Annotated in this window: 15 protein-coding genes and 3 tRNA genes; 1 reads left to right on the top strand and 17 read right to left on the bottom strand. The window is 63.3% G+C overall.

Translation table 11 applies throughout. From position 1 onward, the window contains the following. The first annotated feature begins 3 nt into the window (after nucleotides 1-3). Entirely contained in the window at nucleotides 4-1,044 is a 1,041-nt protein-coding gene (locus tag ACYU03_RS08330; RefSeq protein ID WP_461889651.1) for an AraC family transcriptional regulator, read from the top strand. Nucleotides 1,045-1,359: 315 nt separating this feature from the next. On the opposite strand, the gene ACYU03_RS08325 is transcribed toward ACYU03_RS08330, so the two are convergent. From ACYU03_RS08325 to leuB, 17 genes are all read right to left on the bottom strand, one after another. Then, a complete protein-coding gene (locus ACYU03_RS08325; RefSeq protein ID WP_461889649.1) occupies nucleotides 1,360-2,247 on the bottom strand; it encodes a DUF2242 domain-containing protein in 888 nt (295 codons plus the stop codon). Between the two features lie 240 nt (nucleotides 2,248-2,487). Next, nucleotides 2,488-2,564, bottom strand: a tRNA-Asp gene (locus ACYU03_RS08320). 100 nt (nucleotides 2,565-2,664) lie between these two features. Continuing rightward, nucleotides 2,665-2,741: transfer RNA gene (locus ACYU03_RS08315), tRNA-Asp, on the bottom strand. A 79-nt stretch (nucleotides 2,742-2,820) separates the two neighbouring features. Beyond that, nucleotides 2,821-2,896, bottom strand: a tRNA-Val gene (locus tag ACYU03_RS08310). A gap of 225 nt (nucleotides 2,897-3,121) precedes the next feature. Continuing rightward, the gene (locus tag ACYU03_RS08305) at nucleotides 3,122-3,895 is read right to left on the bottom strand and encodes an SDR family oxidoreductase (protein WP_461889647.1); all 774 of its coding nucleotides are present in this window, start codon (nucleotides 3,893-3,895) and stop codon (nucleotides 3,122-3,124) included. After that, nucleotides 3,892-5,103 carry an O-succinylhomoserine sulfhydrylase gene (locus ACYU03_RS08300; RefSeq protein ID WP_461889645.1) on the bottom strand — a complete coding sequence of 404 codons (1,212 nt, stop codon included), beginning with the start codon at nucleotides 5,101-5,103 and terminating at the stop codon, nucleotides 3,892-3,894. Before ACYU03_RS08300 ends, ACYU03_RS08305 begins: the two co-directional genes overlap by 4 nt. A 15-nt stretch (nucleotides 5,104-5,118) precedes the next feature. After that, nucleotides 5,119-6,624: an amidophosphoribosyltransferase gene (purF, locus tag ACYU03_RS08295; protein ID WP_461889643.1), complete on the bottom strand. Its 1,506-nt coding sequence runs from the start codon at nucleotides 6,622-6,624 to the stop codon at nucleotides 5,119-5,121. Between the two features lie 42 nt (nucleotides 6,625-6,666). Continuing rightward, nucleotides 6,667-7,221 (bottom strand): CvpA family protein, encoded by a 555-nt coding sequence (locus ACYU03_RS08290; RefSeq protein WP_461889641.1) that lies wholly within the window; start codon nucleotides 7,219-7,221, stop codon nucleotides 6,667-6,669. Between the two features lie 99 nt (nucleotides 7,222-7,320). Then, nucleotides 7,321-7,965 (bottom strand): SPOR domain-containing protein, encoded by a 645-nt coding sequence (locus tag ACYU03_RS08285; protein ID WP_461889639.1) that lies wholly within the window; start codon nucleotides 7,963-7,965, stop codon nucleotides 7,321-7,323. After that, nucleotides 7,949-9,256 (bottom strand): bifunctional tetrahydrofolate synthase/dihydrofolate synthase, encoded by a 1,308-nt coding sequence (gene folC / locus ACYU03_RS08280; RefSeq protein ID WP_461889637.1) that lies wholly within the window; start codon nucleotides 9,254-9,256, stop codon nucleotides 7,949-7,951. The genes ACYU03_RS08285 and folC overlap by 17 nt, the downstream gene beginning before the upstream one ends. Continuing rightward, nucleotides 9,253-10,149, bottom strand: coding sequence for an acetyl-CoA carboxylase, carboxyltransferase subunit beta (accD, locus tag ACYU03_RS08275; RefSeq protein ID WP_461889636.1), 897 nt, complete (start codon nucleotides 10,147-10,149; stop codon nucleotides 9,253-9,255). The genes folC and accD overlap by 4 nt, the downstream gene beginning before the upstream one ends. A 271-nt stretch (nucleotides 10,150-10,420) precedes the next feature. Further along, nucleotides 10,421-11,041 carry a phosphoribosylanthranilate isomerase gene (locus ACYU03_RS08270; RefSeq protein ID WP_461889634.1) on the bottom strand — a complete coding sequence of 207 codons (621 nt, stop codon included), beginning with the start codon at nucleotides 11,039-11,041 and terminating at the stop codon, nucleotides 10,421-10,423. Nucleotides 11,042-11,101: 60 nt separating this feature from the next. Then, complete coding sequence (gene truA, locus ACYU03_RS08265) at nucleotides 11,102-11,956, bottom strand: tRNA pseudouridine(38-40) synthase TruA (protein ID WP_461889631.1); 855 nt, start codon at nucleotides 11,954-11,956, stop codon at nucleotides 11,102-11,104. A 187-nt stretch (nucleotides 11,957-12,143) separates the two neighbouring features. Continuing rightward, nucleotides 12,144-14,774, bottom strand: a complete 2,631-nt coding sequence (locus tag ACYU03_RS08260; RefSeq protein ID WP_461889629.1) for a FimV/HubP family polar landmark protein — start codon at nucleotides 14,772-14,774, stop codon at nucleotides 12,144-12,146. Nucleotides 14,775-14,846: 72 nt separating this feature from the next. Beyond that, a complete protein-coding gene (locus ACYU03_RS08255; protein ID WP_461889627.1) occupies nucleotides 14,847-15,851 on the bottom strand; it encodes an aspartate-semialdehyde dehydrogenase in 1,005 nt (334 codons plus the stop codon). 146 nt (nucleotides 15,852-15,997) lie between these two features. Next, on the bottom strand, nucleotides 15,998-17,110 hold the full coding sequence (asd, locus tag ACYU03_RS08250) for an aspartate-semialdehyde dehydrogenase (RefSeq protein ID WP_461889625.1): 1,113 nt from the start codon (nucleotides 17,108-17,110) through the stop codon (nucleotides 15,998-16,000). A gap of 65 nt (nucleotides 17,111-17,175) precedes the next feature. Beyond that, nucleotides 17,176-18,258, bottom strand: coding sequence for a 3-isopropylmalate dehydrogenase (gene leuB / locus ACYU03_RS08245; RefSeq protein ID WP_461889623.1), 1,083 nt, complete (start codon nucleotides 18,256-18,258; stop codon nucleotides 17,176-17,178). Nucleotides 18,259-18,274: the final 16 nt, after the last annotated feature.

The raw sequence follows: 18,274 nt of genomic DNA, 5'->3' as shown, positions 1-18,274 counted from the left end.
GCCATGCCACGGCCACGCGTACGCCTGGGTGATCTTTCAGTAGGTTTCGTCCAGCCCCTGGAAGAGGCCTTGCGCCACCTAGGGTGCGACCCCGCCCCTCTGCTCAAGCGCTATGGGCTGGACGACACACGCCTGGCCGAAGCCGGAGCGCGCCTGTCGATCCCGCGCTACATGCATCTGGGCCATGCAGCTATCGAACTGACCGGCGAAGCGGCGCTGGGCCTGCACATGGGCCGCTTCAGCCGGCTGGCGCAGGCTGGCTTGGCCGGGATCACCGCGGCCCAGGCACCGACCATCGGCGAAGCGGCCCGCACCCTGCTGCGCTTCGAACCACTGTATGCCGCCAACTACCGCGGCCGGTCGAGCTTTCACGAGGACAGCCAGGGCGCCTGGCTGCGCTTCTACTCCATCAGCCCCTACAACGCCTATAACCGCTTCGTGGTCGACTCCCTGCTGGCCGGCTGGCTGGCCCAGTTGTCCAGCCTGGCGGGCGCGCCGCTGCAGGCGGAGCGAATGGAAATCGAATTCGATGCCCCTGCCTACGCCATGCAATACCAGATGCTCAGCTATGCCCCGGTGCAGTTCGGCGCCAGCTTTAACCAACTGCGCCTGAGCCGCACCAGCCTGGCCCTGCCCAATCCACAGCACTGCCCGAGCACCTGGCGGCACCTATTGCAGTTGTGCGAGTCGGAGCTGGTGCAGCGCACCCGCGTGCGTAGCTTGGGCGAACGCATCACCCACCTGCTGGGGCCGCTGCTCAACGGTGGACGCGAGCCGGACCTGGAGGAAGTCGCCCGCCACCTGCAACTGCCGACCTGGACCTTGCGGCGCAAACTGGCCGAAGAAGGTACGCGCTTTCGCAGCCTGCTCAATGACACGCGGCGCGACTTGGCCGAAACCTATATCCGCGATACGGAGCTTACCTTTGGCGAGATCGCCTATCTACTGGGGTTTGCTTCGGCCGAGGCCTTCCAGCGCGCATTCAAGCGCTGGACCGGCCTCACGCCGGGAGAGTTTCGCCGCCATCAGCGGCAGACGAGCTAGAGCTCGGTAGCGTCATCAGCGGATTCGGGGGTGTCCAGTTCGTACGCCTGGAATTCGAGAAGTTCTTCCTGATAGTCGTCCATCGTCCTGCTTCCTCTTCGTTCATTTCAGCCATTGGTCATGCGGCCACGCTAAAGCGCCCGTATGACCGAATGATGACTCAGTGCTTGTGAAATAAACGTAGCAGGCATGAAAGGAATTATGCCCGCGGAATTGCACCTTTTGTTTCAAGAGCTTTCTTGGATGATCTCTGGGCCCAGAAACTCTGCGCACCCCCATCGCCAGCTGACACCCTACTCGCCCCTGAAGAGCTCCTTACAAAGACCCGGGCGTTTCCTCGGCTGCAGGCGTTTCGGCCTCAGGCGTTTGCTGCTGTACCTGGATCGGCTCCGCCTCGGCTGGAGGCGCTATGGGTTGCGAGCCCCGGCTGTCATCAAGCAGTGGTGCCGCAGGGGCTTCGTCCACAGGTGCTGTGGCGGCTGCCGGGGCGGGCTCGGAGGCTGGCGTAGGGGCTTCGGCTTCCACAGGGACCTGTACAGGCTCGACAGGCGCCGCGGGAAGGGTGGGAGGTGCTTGCGTGGAAATCGGCGTCGGTACAGCCGCAGCAGGCCCTGGCACGCCGATATCGGCGGCGGGCTTCTCAGCAGCGGGCGACTTGGCCTTGGCCACCTTCTTTTCCTTGGGCAGGAAGCTTGCGACCAAAGCGAAATAGCGCTCATAGAACTGCGGGGAAGTGACCGTCTCGCTGGCCACCTTGACCATGGAATCATCGGTCGAACCGATGGGCATCGACACCGACCCCAGCACTCCAACCCCCAGGCTCGCCGAAGTGTTGGACTTCTTCAGCGCATAGCGGTCCTGCAGGGCATTGGCGAACATGGTCGAGCGCTGCTCGTCGCCGCTGTCAGGGGCACAGGTGACGTTGAAGCTGATCTGTAGATGACTTTCGCTGTTTTGCTGGAAGCTCTTGTTGCCATTGACCTGGCCGGCGCCGCTGCTGGTGATGATGTAACCCTGGCTGAGCAAAGCGCGCCGGGCAGCCTCGCAGGAGCCAGCCTCGCTCACTGGGAAGCTACGCGAAAAGGTCCCCGAATCATTGAAGTTCTCATGCTCGTAGATGGCAGCTTTTTTCGAGGAGCAGCCAGATACGCCCGCCAGCACAAGGGCCAGCCCGAGCGCACCGAAGACGGTTGATTTTGACATTGCGAATCTCGGGAAGATCGATCGGCGCCTATTGTGCAACACATCGGCGAAGCACTGAAACTGCAGATCGGCAGTCATCGTGCAAGGTTCGTGTAAATAGCGCGATTGGCCAGGCGCATCCAGCTCTAGTCCGCAGCGTCATGACAACTGGCGGCCCAGCCAAACGGCGAAAACAAAGAAAGCGACCCTAAGGTCGCTTTCTTTGTCGCTTCGAGGAGTTCAAGGGCCTCGAAGCTAAGATGGCGCAGCGGACGGGACTCGAACCCGCGACCCCCGGCGTGACAGGCCGGTATTCTAACCGACTGAACTACCGCTGCGTATCGCACAGGCTTTCACCTGTTTGAAACTGGGATCTGGCCAGAAGGCTTTTGTGCCTTCGGACCTCAGACCGGTGAAAACACCAATCTGGACAAAAAGTGGCGCAGCGGACGGGACTCGAACCCGCGACCCCCGGCGTGACAGGCCGGTATTCTAACCGACTGAACTACCGCTGCGCATATGGACTTGCGTCCGGTTCCTCTCAATTAGGATGCTTCTTTCGAAGCTTCCTGGGTCAGGAACAATCTCAGGAAGTGGTGGGTGATGACGGGATCGAACCGCCGACCCTCTGCTTGTAAGGCAGATGCTCTCCCGGCTGAGCTAATCACCCGCTGTGTTGCGTTTGCTTCGCTGAGGCCGCGAAATTTACGCAGGTATCGAACCTAAGTCAATACCCCCATTGAAGTTTTTTTCACTGAAGCAAAAAAACAACTGCATGCTTCGAGCTGCAAGCGGCAAGAAAAAGCATCGCTGCCCTCCTCTGCGCCCCTGCCTGCCAAAAGAGCGAAGGGACCTCACGGTCCCTTCTCGTAGCTTGTGGCTTACAGCTTGAAACTCACGTGTAGATCATCTTGCGGGTCATACCGCCGTCGACCACGAACTCCTGGCCAGTGACGAACCCCGCTTGCCGCGACAGCAGCCAGGCCACCATCGCCGCCACATCTTCCACCGTCCCTACCCGCCCGGTCGGATGCTGGGCATGGTCGGCCTCGGTCAGGGGCTCAGCCCGGCGCTGCGCCGGATCACGGGCATCGATCCAGCCGGGGCTGACGGCATTGACACGGATTTCCGGCCCAAGGCTCATGGCCAAGGCATGGGTCAGCGCCAGCAAGCCGCCCTTGCTCGCCGCATAGGCTTCGCTGTCCGGCTCGGATTGGCGGGCACGGGTCGAGGCCAGGTTGACGATGGCCCCACCATGTGCGCGCAGGTAAGGCGCGCAGTGCTTGGCCAACAACATCGGTCCGCTCAGGTTGACCGCCAGCACACGGTTCCACTGCGTAAGGCTGAGGCTTTCCAGGGTGCCATTGTGCGGATTGGCCACCGCGGCATTGCACACCAGTGCATCCAAACGCCCGAACTGGCCAAGGACCTCGGCCACCCCGGTGATGACCTGGGCTTCGTCGGCCACATCCATGCCAACGAACCAGGCATGCTCGCCCAAGGCCTTGGCCACCTTGGCACCGCGGCTGCGGTCCAGGTCGCTGAGAACCACCTGCCAGCCTTCGCTGATCAGCCAGGCGGCGATACCCAAGCCGATCCCGCGGGCAGCGCCGGTGACCAGGGCAACCCGACCGTTATGGCTCGGCTCGCCGCCTGACCAGTCGATCACAGCGCCGCCAGGCCGCGCGCTAGGTCCGCTTTCAGGTCGGCCACGTCTTCCAGGCCCACGGCGATACGGATCAGGCTGTCACGGATACCCGCCGCCTCACGCTCCTGCGGCGACAGACGGCCGTGGGAGGTGGTGCCTGGGTGGGTGATGGTGGTCTTGCTGTCGCCCAGGTTGGCCGTGATGGACACCAGGCGGGTAGCATCGATGAAGCGCCAGGCGCCTTCTTTGCCACCCTTCACCTCGAAGCTCACCACCGCGCCGAAACCGCTCATCTGGCGCTTAGCCAGATCATGCTGCGGATGGCTCGGCAACCCGGCGAAATGTACCTTCTCGATGCCCTCCTGCTGCTCCAGCCACTCGGCCAGAGCCTGGGCGTTCTCACAGTGGGCGCGCATACGCAGCTTCAGGGTTTCCAGGCCCTTGAGGAAAACCCAGGCGTTGAACGGGCTCAAGGTCGGCCCAGCGGTGCGCAGGAAGCCTACGACCTCTTTCATCTGTTCGCTGCGACCAGCCACCGCACCGCCCATGCAACGGCCCTGGCCGTCGATGAACTTGGTCGCCGAGTGCACGACGATGTCGGCGCCGAGCTTGAGCGGCTGCTGCAACGCCGGAGTGCTGAAGCAGTTGTCCACCACCAGCATGGCGCCACGGGCATGGGCGATCTCGGCCAGGGCAGCAATGTCCACCAGCTCGGCCAACGGGTTGGACGGCGACTCGACGAATAGCAGCTTGGTGTTGGCCTTGAGCGCCTTTTCCCAACCGCTCAGGTCGGCCAGTGGCACGTAGTCCACTTCTACACCGAAACGCTTGAAGTACTTCTCGAACAGGCTGATGGTCGAGCCAAAGACGCTCTGCGAGACCAACACATGGTCACCGGCGCTGCACAGAGCCATCACCGTTGACAGGATGGCTGCCATGCCGGTGGAGGTGCCCACGGCTTGTTCGGCTCCTTCCAGCGCAGCCAGACGCTCTTCGAAGGCCCGGACAGTCGGGTTGGTGTAGCGCGAATAGACATTGCCCGGTGTGTCACCGGCAAAGCGCGCAGCGGCATCAGCCGCTGTGCGGAACACGTAGCTCGAGGTGAAGAACAGCGGGTCACTGTGCTCGGCCTCCGGTGTACGGTACTGACCGGCGCGCACCGCCAGGGTGTCGAAACCGACACCCTCGAGGTCGCTGTCCAGTCGCCCGGCATCCCATTGATCAGTCATGCCGCTGCTCCCGAATCAGTTGTTGTAGAGGTCGATGATTGCGCTGACCGCCTGGTTCTTGACCTTGGCCGCGTCGTTGCGCGACTGCTCGATCTTGTCCAGGTAGGCGTCGTCGATGTCGCCAGTGACGTACTGGCCATCGAATACCGCGCAATCGAAATGCTCGATTTTGATCTTGCCACCGCCGACCGCTTCGATCAGGTCCGGCAGGTCCTGGTAGACCAGCCAGTCGGCGCCGATCAGTTCGGCCACCTGGTCGGTGGTACGGTTGTGGGCGATCAGTTCGTGAGCGCTCGGCATATCGATGCCGTAGACGTTGGGGTAACGCACTGCTGGTGCTGCGGAGCAGAAGTAGACATTCTTCGCACCGGCTTCGCGGGCCATCTGGATGATCTGCTTGCAGGTGGTGCCGCGGACGATGGAGTCATCCACCAGCATGACGTTCTTGCCACGGAACTCCAGTTCGATGGCATTGAGCTTCTGCCGGACCGACTTCTTGCGCGCAGCCTGGCCCGGCATGATGAAGGTCCGGCCGATATAGCGGTTCTTCACGAAGCCTTCGCGGAACTTAACACCCAAGTGATTGGCCAGCTCCAGCGCAGCGGTACGGCTGGTGTCGGGAATCGGGATGACCACGTCGATGTCGTGGTCAGGGCGCTCGCGCTGGATCTTCTCGGCCAGCTTCTCGCCCATGCGCAGGCGCGCCTTGTACACCGAAACACCGTCGATGATCGAGTCGGGACGGGCCAGGTAGACGTGTTCGAAGATGCATGGCGTGAGCTGCGGCTTCTTCGCGCACTGGCGGGTATGCAACTGGCCTTCCTCGGTGATGTACACCGCTTCGCCCGGCGCCAGGTCGCGAATCAGAGTGAAACCGAGGACGTCCAGGGAAACGCTTTCCGAGGCGATCATGTACTCCACGCCTTCGTCGGTGTGACGCTGGCCGAACACGATCGGGCGGATGCCATGGGGGTCACGGAAGCCGACGATACCGTAGCCGGTGATCATCGCCACCACCGCGTAGCCGCCGACGCAACGGTTGTGCACGTCGGTGACCGCGGCGAACACGTCTTCCTCGGTCGGCTGCAGCTTGCCGCGCACGGCCAGCTCATGGGCGAAGACGTTGAGCAGGACTTCCGAGTCGGAGTTGGTGTTGACGTGGCGCAGGTCCGACTCGTAGATCTCCTTGGCCAACTGCTCGACGTTGGTCAGGTTGCCGTTGTGCGCCAGGGTGATGCCATAGGGCGAATTGACGTAGAACGGCTGGGCCTCGGCTGAGGTCGAGCTGCCCGCGGTCGGGTAGCGCACATGCCCGATGCCCATGTGCCCGACCAGGCGCTGCATATGGCGCTGCTGGAACACATCACGCACCAGACCGTTGTCCTTGCGCAGGAATAACCGGCCGTCATGGCTGGTCACAATACCGGCAGCGTCCTGGCCGCGGTGCTGGAGGACGGTTAGCGCGTCATACAGCGCCTGATTGACGTTCGACTTACCGACGATACCGACGATGCCACACATGCGACGCAACCCCTACTTTGATGAATCTTGAGTGAAAAGCGCTCAGGGCGTGTTGGGCCCCAGGAGCTGTTCCTTGAACGGGAGATCAGCCGGTGCGCTGACCCCACTGGACAACCACTGACCGGTGAATCCCAGGATAAAGTTCTTCGACCAGTCAGCAACCAATAGAAATTGTGGCAACAGGCGCGATTCCTGCCACCATGGATCCTGTTGAACCGGCCCCAGGCTCAATAGCCCGACGGCCACCACCACCAGCAACGCCCCACGCGCGGCACCAAAGGCCATGCCGAGGAAGCGATCGGTGCCGGACAGCCCAGTCACGCGGATCAGCTCGCCGATGAGGAAGTTGATCATGGCCCCCACCAGCAGGGTGGCGACGAAAAGAATGGCACAACCGGCGATGACACGCGCCGAAGGCGTCTGGATATAGGCTTCCAGGTATTGTGACAGCGAGCCGCCGAACATCCAGGCAACGGCGCCAGCAATGATCCAGATGAGCAGAGACAGGGCTTCCTTGACGAAGCCGCGCTTGAGACTGATCAGTGAAGAAATGGCGATGATCGCGATGATCGCCCAATCGACCCAGGTAAATGCCACGGTGTTGCCTGCAAACGTATAAGGCGGCGCATTTTACCAGAGCGGCAGGCTATCGGTAAGCTGTGATTTACCGCCCGGCAGACACCAGGCGGCAATGATTCAACTGCGCTCCGGCTGGAAGCGCACCACTAAGCCCTTGAGGTTGTGCTGGCGGTTGATCACCTCGCGCAAGCGCTCGGCCTCGGCGCGGTCGATCAATGGCCCGACGAACACCCGGTTCATGCCGCCGACCGAACGGATATAGGCGTTGTAACCCTGGCTGCGCAGGGTTTTCTGCAGGTTGTCGGCCCCGGTGCGACTGGACAGGCTGGCCAACTGCACCGACCAGCTCACCGGCAGGCCATTGGCGTCAACCTTGCCTGGCACGGCCGGCTTGGGCGCCGTGGCCGTGGTAGTGGGTGCCGGGGCTGGCCGGGGCTGAGCCTTCGGCTGGCTCGCCACCTCCGGCGCCGGGGCCGCCGAAGGCGCCGGAGCGATCGGCGTGCTAGGCGGTGCCACCGGGGCGGTGGACTCGTCGATCACCACGGGCGGCTCCTCTGGCAAGACCTGGGGCTCCGGCACCTGAACGGGCTCCACCTGCACCTGCGGCAGGCTCGGCATGGCGGGCGCTTCTGGCGCCTCCACACGGACCTGGCGCATCTCGTCCTCGCGCGTGAACAGCATCGGCAGGAAAATCACCGCCAACGCCACCAGCACCAACGCCCCGACCATGCGCTGTTTCATTCCTTTATCCAGCACTGCCATCTACTCCATCCTCCCCGGCCTGCCGTTCGAGCCACTGCAGCGCCTGGCCGACACAGAAAAACGAACCGAACAGCAGGACCTGATCACCCGCCGCCGCTTGCGCGCACTGCCCTTCGAGGGCTGCGTCGACACTGGCATAAGACTTCACCGTAGCGCCCAAGTTCGTCAAGGCCGCTTCCAGCTCGGCGGCCGGACGGCTGCGCGGCGTGTCCAGCGGCGCGACCGCCCAACTGTCAACCAAGTGCAGTAGAGGCGCGACCACGCCTTCCAGGTCCTTGTCGGCCAACAGGCCGAACACCGCTAGACGCCGGCCCTTCGTGGAACGGGTTGCCAGGCGCCGGGCCAGGTATTCTGCCGCATGCGGGTTGTGCCCCACATCCAGGAGCAACTCCAAATGCTTGCCTTGCCAGGATAGCGCACGTCGGTCCAGGCGCCCGGTGATACGCGTGTCCAGCAGGGCCTGGCGAATCTGATCGGCGTTCCAGGGCAACCCCATGAGCAGGTAGGCCTGCAATGCCAGGGCAGCGTTTTCCATGGGCAGGTCGAGCAACGGCAGGCCCTGCAGCTCTACGGCATCGCCATCGGCCTTCGCGCCCCGCCACTGCCAGTGACCGGCAGTGCTGGAGAGGTCGAAGTCACGCCCACGCAGGAAGAGCGGGCAAGCCAACTCACGAGCGCGGTCCAGCAGTGGTTGCGGAGGGTTCAGGTCGCCGCACAGGGCCGGTTGGCCCTGGCGGAAGATACCGGCCTTCTCGAAGGCCACCGCTTCACGGGTATCACCCAAGTAGTCGGTGTGGTCCACGGCGATGCTGGTGACCAGCGCAAGGTCGGCGTCGACCAGATTCACGGCATCGAGGCGCCCTCCCAGGCCAACTTCAAGCACCAGCGCATCCAGCGCCGACTGCTTGAACAGCCAGAACGCCGCCAAGGTACCCATCTCGAAGTAGGTCAGGGAAATCTCGCCACGCGCCGCCTCGACAGCGGCGAAGGCTTCGCACAGGCGCTCATCGCTAGCTTCATGGCCATCGACAAGCACGCGCTCGTTGTAACGTAGCAGGTGCGGTGAACTGTAGACGCCGACCTTCAGCCCCTGGGCTTGCAGCAGGGAAGCGATGAAGGCACAGGTCGAGCCCTTGCCATTGGTGCCGGTCACTGTCACCACCCGGGGTGCCAGCCTGCCCAGCCCGAGCCGCTGCGCAACCTGTTGCGAACGCTCCAGGCCCATGTCGATGGCCGAGGGGTGCAACTGCTCGAGGTAGGCGAGCCAGTCGCCCAGGGTCCGTTGGCTCATGATGCGACGGCAGCCGCCTCCAGGGCTTCAGCCGGGGTCGGCTTGCCGGTCATCTGGGCCAACAGGCGGGCCAATCGTGGGCGCAGCTCGTCACGCGAAATGATCAGGTCAATAGCACCGTGCTCCAGGAGGAACTCGCTGCGCTGGAAGCCTTCAGGCAGCTTCTCGCGAACGGTCTGCTCGATGACACGTGGGCCGGCAAAGCCGATCAGCGCCTTCGGCTCGCCGACGATGACATCGCCGAGCATCGCCAAACTGGCGGACACGCCACCATAGACCGGGTCGGTCAAGACCGAGATGAACGGAATGCCTTCTTCGCGCAGGCGTGCCAGCACGGCCGAGGTCTTGGCCATCTGCATCAGCGAGATCAGCGCTTCTTGCATGCGCGCGCCACCGGAGGCGGAGAAACAAACCATCGGGCAGCGGTGCTCCAGCGCGTAGTTGGCGGCGCGCACGAAGCGCTCACCGACGATGGCGCCCATCGAACCGCCCATGAACGAGAACTCGAAGGCACTGACCACGATCGGCATGCCCATCAGGGTGCCGCTCATGGAAATCAGCGCGTCTTTCTCGCCAGTCTGCTTCTGCGCAGCAGTCAGACGGTCCTTGTACTTCTTGCCGTCACGGAACTTCAGGCGGTCGACCGGCTCCAGGTCAGCGCCCAGTTCGGCGCGACCGTCGGCATCCAGGAAGATATCGATGCGCGCGCGCGCGCCGATGCGCATGTGGTGGTTGCACTTGGGGCAGACATCTAGGGTCTTTTCCAGCTCCGGACGATACAGCACGGCCTCGCAGGCCGGGCATTTGTGCCACAGGCCTTCTGGCACCGAGCTCTTCTTCACCTCGGAACGCATGATCGAAGGGATCAGTTTGTCTACTAACCAGTTGCTCATGCTTTCTTTCTCCAGTATCGGCAAACAGCGGATCCGGGGAACCGGACCACACCTAATGCCCTTGAGCTCAAATTCTTGTCTGAAACGATGATGGACCGGCTCCGGCGCCCCGCGTTCCGCAGGACCCTCCTGGCTACCGCTCCACCTTCAACCTGTAGGGTGGCGCCCGGGGCGCTCTCCCTTCCTTGCGGCCGGCCCTCGGGCATGGCCTGGCAGCTTCGGGCTGCGAAAGCTATGGACGATGGCGCGCGACCAGCCGTCACATCCGCCGTCACGCCTGTTTCACTGCGCGCAGGAACGCTTCGATCTTTGCCGGGTCCTTGATGCCCTTGGCCTGCTCCACCCCACCGCTGACATCCACGGCGTAAGGCCGCACCTGGGCGATAGCCTGACCGATGTTTTCCGGCGAGAGGCCACCCGCCAGGATGACCGGTTTGCTCAACCGCTCCGGCACCAACGACCAGTCGAAGGCCTCCCCGGTACCGCCGGGCACACCCGCCACGTAGGTGTCCAACAGGATGCCACTGGCCTTGCCATAGTGCTGGCAAGCGGCCTCCAGATCGTCACCGGGACGCACCCGTAAGGCCTTGATCCAAGGACGGTGATAGCCCTCGCAATCGTCCGGGGTTTCATCACCGTGGAACTGCAGCAGGTCCAGCGGAACCACTTCGAGGATCTCGTTGAGCTCGCAGCGACTGGCGTTGACAAACAACCCCACGGTGGTCACGAACGGCGGCAAGGCGGCGATGATGGCCCGGGCCTGGCGCACGTCCACCGCCCGAGGGCTCTTCGCGTAGAACACGAAACCGATGGCATCGGCGCCTGCCTCGGCAGCGGCCAGGGCATCCTCGATGCGGGTAATGCCACAGATCTTGCTGCGAACGGTGCTCACGGACTGCGAACCTCGGCTGATCGGTAAAGCATCGGATGTTAGCAAATGACTTCCAGGGCGTCAGCCGGGCAACGTATCGAAGCCGGTGAGAAAGTGTGGACCGATGTAACGCTGCGGCAGGACGAACTCTTCCGGGTACTCCACCTGCACCAGGTACAGTCCGTAGGGATGGGCGGTGACGCCCCCGACGCGACGATCACGGCCTTCCAGCACCTCGCGGGCCCAGTCCACCGGACGCTCGCCGGCACCGATCGCCATCAACACACCCGCGATATTGCGCACCATGTGGTGGAGGAAGGCGGTGGCGCGGATATCCAGCACGATCATTTGGCCATGGCGGGTCACGCGCAGGTGATGAATGTGCTTGATGGGGGACTTGGCCTGGCACTGGCTGGCGCGAAAGGCGCTGAAGTCATGGGTACCGAGCAGGAAGCGGGCAGACTCGGCCATGCGCTCGACATCCAGCGGGCGGTGATTCCAGGTCACTTCCTCGGCCAGGTGCGCGGGACGGACCGGATCGTTGTAGATCACGTAGCGGTAGCGCCGGGCCACAGCTTTGAAGCGTGCGTGGAAGTGCGCTGGCATCTGCCGGGCCCAGGTCACGCTGATGTCGTGGGGCAGATTGAAGTTGGTGCCCATGGTCCAGGCCCGCTCATCGCGCACGGCGCAAGTGTCGAAATGCACGACCTGGCCGCTGGCATGCACGCCGGCGTCGGTACGTCCGGCGCAAAGCACGGAAACCTGCGAATCAGCCACCCGCGACAGGGCTTGCTCCAGAGCCTGCTGCACACTGGGCACGCCACTGGACTGGCGCTGCCAGCCGCGGTAGCGCGCGCCCTTGTACTCGACCCCCAAAGCGATGCGGAAGAGACCCTCGGCCGCCGATTCGGCCGCGTCGTTATCGATGATGTCCAAGAAACCTGAGCCTGTCGGTTGAACGAAAAGGCGGCATTATAACGACAACGGCAGACAAGCGAAGAAACCCGGGCCAGGCCTTGCCTGCTCCGGATCATGCGCAAGGAACCATCGTCACTTGGCGATGGGGACGCAGCAGCCCTTCATGGTGAGGCTGCTACGCCTTGGAGACGGGGGCCGAGCAGGCTCACACCAGCCGCGAAAGCATCTCCTCGGCTTCCTGGCGCTGCTCATCGTCGCCATCCTTGACCACCTCATCGAGGATGTCCCGGGCGCCGTCATGATCGCCCATGTCGATGTAGGCCCGGGCCAGGTCGAGCTTGGTGGCGATCTCGTCGGTGCCGGAGAAGAAATCGAAGTCCAGATCGTCCTCGGCCGGCTCCAGGGCCGCGTCTTCGGCAGTGAAGTGAGGTTCCAGCGACGGCTCTTCCAAGCTCTGCGACAATTTGTCGAGCTCTGCGTTGACGTCATTGAGCTCCGAGGCGAAGTCCTTGGCCGCCGACGAGTCATCCTCCAACGACAGGGACAGGTCGAAGTCTTCCGGCAGCTCCAGTTCGGAAATCGGGTCGAACTCCGGCAGAGCGTCGAATGCCGCCAGCTCAGCGGCAACATCCACCGGAGCCTCCCCTGCTGGCTCGCCCGACACCGGCTCGCCGACATCCAGGTCGAAATCGGCCAGGTCATCGGGTGTTTCATCCTGGACCGATGCCAGCACTGTCTCGCCATCGGTATCGCTTTCGCTACTTGCCGGCGCATCCACCACCGCCTGGGCTTCCAACTCGGCAGACGTGGCGTCGTCCAGCTCGGGCGACTCAAGCTGTTCGTCAATCGACAAGTCGTCCTCCAGGCTCAGGTCGAAGGCGCTGTCCAGTTCGTCCTCGCCAGGCTGCAGCGTCTGCTCGGCTTCAGGCTCAGCGCCAGACTCCACGTCAGCGACAGCCGGGGTCTCCTGGTCCTGCAACAGCTCCTTGACGTACTGGGCATCCAGTTCCGCCGCCAAGGCCGCTGCGCCGACACCGGCTGCGGCAACACCAAGCATGGCCGGGAAACGCTGCTTGAGCGCTTCGGCGTCGGCGTGGTTCTGTCCGGTGGCAATCAGTTGCCGCTCCTGGCCGACGAAGGCGTCACGGTCACCCTGGCGGGCATAGACCTCCATCAGCTTCAGCCGCAGGTCACTACGTCCAGGCTCGGCAGCAACCGCTGGTTCCAGCAATTCCGCGGCATGGTTGAAGTGGCCCTGGGCGATGCTCTCCTCCACCTCCTCCAGCACATCGCCGGAAGCAGGCGCTGGGCTAACGGGCGCAACCGTCACAACACTAGGTGCGGATTCAGGAACGGGCGCAGACTCCGATACTTGCGCTGCTGGTACCACTGCCGGTTTCATCTCCGACGCCGTGGCAGCCGCCGCGGAGGCCGCTACCACGGCAGGGGCCAGCTTGACGCTCGGTGCCGACACATCCAGACCATCGAAACTGCCCGGCGGCAGCTCCGAATCCGGGACACGCTCGCCCTCTTCGGCCAGGGCGCGGGCCATGCGCAAATGTTTCTCGGCTTCCTGTTGGGCCTTGCGCTTGCGTGCCAAAAGCAGCAGCAACAGCAGCAGGACAAGGAAGGCGGAACCAGCGATCAGGCCAAGCAGCAGAGGATTGCCCAACAGCTTATCGAGGGTGCTCGTTGCCGTTTCGCCTGGCGCCGGGGTGACAACAGGCGCGGGTTCGGACGCCGGGGCCGGGGTGACAGCAGGCTCGGCGGGCTCGGTTGGGGGCAGTTGGTCAGCCGGCGGCTCGCCCGGCAAGGTGGCAGCTGGCTGCCCTGCCGCATTCTGCGCCTCAAGGCGGGCCAGTTGGTCGTTCTTCAGCTCGATCAGGCGTTGCAGCTTGTCCAATTGGCTCTGCAGGTCGGCCATGCGGCTCTTCAGCTCTTCGTTATCACGACGGCTGGTATCGAGGCTTTCCTGGGCGACGGCCAACTGGTCGCTGAGGGCCTTGCTATCACCTGCTGCGCCCTGACTGCCGGGGGCGACCAGGCGCAGATTATCCTGCTGGGCAATGCGCGCGGGCGCGGCTTCCGTGGATCCGCGCCGGGTGGCATCCAGTTGCCGCGCACGCGGCCCTAGGCGCCGGCCCTCGCGCCAAGCAGCATATTGCTCGGCCACGTCACGGATCGCCTCGCCCTGGGGGATGCTCTGGACCTGCTGCGAATCCGGCAGGCGCAGGACCTGGCCGGTCTTGAGCTGGTTGATATTGTTGTTGATGAACGCATCCGGGTTCAGGGCCTGGATCGCCAACATGGTCTGCTGTACCGAACCGCCTTGGCTGTTGCGTGCAGCAATCTGCCACAAGGTGTCGCGGCGCTTGGTGGTGTAGCTGGCGCCGCTCACCGCCGGTGCGATGCCCGACTCCGGCGTAGCGCCCTGGGCCTGGGCTTGGTCAAGCAGCGCGCTGTAGTCACGCAGCAAGCGGCCCTGGGGCCACATCACCTGGACCAGGAACTTGACCACCGGGGCCGGCAACGGCTGGCTGGATGTCACCCGCAATACGCTCTTGCCATTGGGGTTGATCACTGGGGTAAAGGTGAGGTCATTGAGAAACGGCTGGTGTTCGACTCCAGCCTTGGCGAACTCCTCTGGCGGCGCCAGGCTTGGCGCCACTTCGGCGGCCGTCAGGTCGCGCACATCGAGCAATTCGATCTCTGCATCCAGCGGCTGGTTCTGCGCCGACTTGAGGGTCAGTTCCCCCAATCCCAGGGCATGCACCATACCGGACGACAGTGCCGAGGCTGCGGCTATGGCCAGGACCAGTTTGCGAATTCGAAGCATGACCTCTTCCCTTGTATGAAATCGTCCCAAAACCAAACGATGATGCAGGACAAAACTGCTGGCCAGTATCTTTTACGCTATGTGTTTTATCAACAATTGCGCCAGTTGCACGGCGTTCAAAGCCGCGCCCTTGCGCACATTGTCGGTGGTCAGCCAGAGGTTGAGCTGTTCTTCCTCATCGATGCCGAGGCGCACACGACCAACATAGACCAAGTCCTGGCCCACCGCGTCACCGACAGGCGTCGGATAGTCGTCCGGCTCCACCAGTTCGATGCCTGGCGCCGCTTCGAGCGCCGCATTGACCGCCGCCAGGTCGACCGGCTGGCGGCTCTGCAAAGCCACACTGTAGCTATCGCCAAAAAATACTGGGACTTGAATACAGGTCACGGAAACCTTCAGCGCCGGCAGACCAAGCACTTCGCGCAATTCAGCGACCAGGCGCCGCTCCAGCAGGCCATGGCCTTGCGCGTCGCTGGGCCCGGCTTGCGCCAACAGGTTGAACGCGACCTGGCGATCGAAGAAGCGCGGCTCCAGAGGGCGCGCATTGAGCAGCTCGGCAGTTTGCCGGGCCAACTCATTGACCCCTTCGCGCCCCTGTGCCGAGACCGCCAGGCAAGCTGTCACCTGTACCCGCTCGATATCCAGCAGCGTCTTGAGTGGCGCAAGCGCGACCGCCAGGGCCACAGCGGCGGCAGAGGGGCTGCTGACCTGCACCGGCAGCTCCAGTTGCGCCAGCGCTTCAGCATTGGCCTCCGGCACTAGGGCGGGTGCCTGCTCCAGGCCACCGGACAGGTCGATCACCGAGCAGCCTGCTGCCTGGGCCTTTGTAGCGAAGCTGCGGCTGACCGCAGGCCCGGCAGCGAAGAACGCCAGCTTGACCAAGCTGAAGTCGAAGCTGTCCACCTCGCGTACACGCAGGTTCTTGCCTCGGAACATCACACCACTGCCCGCTGAATCATTACTTGCCAACAGGTGCAAGGTCGCCACCGGAAAATCCAGTTCCTCGAGAATTTGCACGAGCGTCTCACCGACGCTGCCAGTGGCGCCGACAACGGCAATATCAATGGGCTGGGTCATGGCTGGATCCTCTGCTGAAACGGCGGGAGCGGCACTTTACTTGGATTATCGATCTGGGAACACCCGGCAGGCGTCCTGACTGACTCGCAGCCCATAAAAAAACCCGCGCTGTCTCCAGCGCGGGTTTTCCGGTCAAACCAGAACGATCAACGCTCCAGCAGGATCCGCAGCATACGCCGTAGCGGCTCGGCCGCGCCCCACAGCAACTGGTCGCCGACGGTGAACGCGCCCAGGTACTGGGAGCCCATGTTCAGCTTGCGCAGACGTCCAACCGGGATGTTCAGGGTACCGGTGACCTTGGTCGGGCTCAGCTCCTGCATGCTGATCTCGCGCTGGTTCGGCACCAGTTTCACCCACGGGTTGTGCTGGCTGATCATGCCTTCGATATCGGCCAGTGGCACGTCCTTGTTCAGCTTGATGGTCAGCGCCTGGCTGTGGCAACGCATGGCGCCGATGCGCACGCAGATGCCGTCGACCGGGATCGGGCTCTTGAAGCGGCCGAGGATCTTGTTGGTCTCGGCCTGGGCCTTCCATTCCTCGCGGCTCTGGCCGTTTGGCAGTTCCTTGTCGATCCAAGGGATCAGGCTGCCCGCCAGCGGCACACCGAAGTTTTCGGTCGGGAAGGCTTCGCTGCGCATGGCCTCGGCGACCTTGCGGTCGATGTCGAGGATGGCGCTGGCTGGATTGGCCAGGTCATCGGCCACGGCGGCGTGGGTGGCGCCCATCTGCTTGATCAGCTCGCGCATGTTCTGCGCACCGGCGCCCGAGGCCGCCTGGTAGGTCATGGCGCTCATCCACTCGACCAGGCCGGCTTCGAACAGCCCGCCCAAGCCCATCAGCATCAGGCTGACGGTGCAGTTGCCGCCGATGTAGTTTTTGGTGCCGGCATCGATCTGCTGGTCGATCACCCGACGGTTGACCGGGTCCAGCACGATCACCGCGTCGTCCTGCATGCGCAGGCTGGAGGCGGCGTCGATCCAGTAGCCCTGCCAGCCGGCTTCACGCAGCTTGGGGAAGACTTCGTTGGTGTAGTCGCCGCCCTGGCAAGTCAAGATCACATCGAGGGTCTTGAGCTCTTCAATGCTGTATGCGTCCTTGAGTGGAGCAATCTCCTTGCCCACGGCCGGACCCTGGCCCCCGACATTGGAGGTAGTGAAGAACACCGGCTCGATAAGGTCGAAATCCTGCTCTTCCAGCATCCGCTGCATGAGCACGGAACCGACCATACCGCGCCAACCGATCAGACCTACACGTTTCATCGCAACTACACCTTTGCTAAAAGTGGGCCGCTGCCTGAGGGGAAAACGGCAGCGGGCCAGAGAGATTACAGATTCCGCAGCGCTGCGACTACTGCGTCGCCCATTTCCTGCGTACCCACCTTGCTGCAGCCGGTCGACCAGATGTCACCGGTGCGCAGCCCTTGATCCAATACCAGGCTTACGGCCTGTTCAATCGCCTCGGCAGCCACCTGCTGGTTGAAGCTGTAACGCAGCATCATCGACACCGACAGGATGGTCGCCAGCGGGTTGGCGACGCCGAGGCCGGCGATGTCCGGCGCGGAGCCATGGCAAGGCTCGTACATGCCCTTGTTGTTGGCATCCAGGGAGGCAGACGGCAGCATGCCGATGGAACCGGTCAACATGGAAGCCTCATCCGACAGGATGTCACCGAACATGTTGTCGGTCACCACCACGTCGAACTGCTTGGGCGCGCGCACCAGTTGCATGGCAGCGTTGTCGACATACATATGGCTCAACTCGACGTCCGGGTAGTCCTTGGCCACCTCCTCGACCACTTCACGCCACAGCTGGCTGGAGGCCAGGACGTTGGCCTTGTCCACCGAGCACAGCTTCTTGCCCCGTACGCGGGCCATATCGAAACCGACACGGGCGATGCGGCGGACCTCACTCTCGCTGTACGGCAGGGTGTCGTAGGCCTGGCGATCGCCACCTTCCAGCTCGCGGGTGCCACGGGGTGCGCCGAAGTAGATGCCGCCGGTCAGTTCACGGACGATAAGGATATCCAGACCGGCGACGATTTCCGGCTTCAGCGAAGAGGCATCGGCCAATTGCGGATAGAGGATGGCCGGGCGCAGGTTGGCGAACAGGCCCAGTTGCGAGCGGATCTTCAGCAGGCCGCGCTCAGGTCGGATGTCACGCTCGATCTTGTCCCACTTAGGCCCGCCCACCGCGCCAAGCAGCACGGCATCGGCCTTGCGCGCGCGCTCCAGGGTCTCGTCAGCCAGCGGCACGCCGTGCTTGTCGATGGCCGCACCACCGATTACGTCATGCTCCAGGCTCAAGCCGAGCTGGAACTTGTCGTTGGCCAATTCCAGCACCTTGACCGCCTCGGCCATGATTTCCGGACCGATGCCATCACCTGGGAGAATCAGAATCTGCTTGCTCATGCTTTCCTCTATCCAT

It is taken from the genome of Pseudomonas sp. X10, assembly GCF_054889225.1.
Note: the sequence above shows the minus strand (reverse complement) of the source record. Positions and strands in the feature narration are given on the sequence as shown.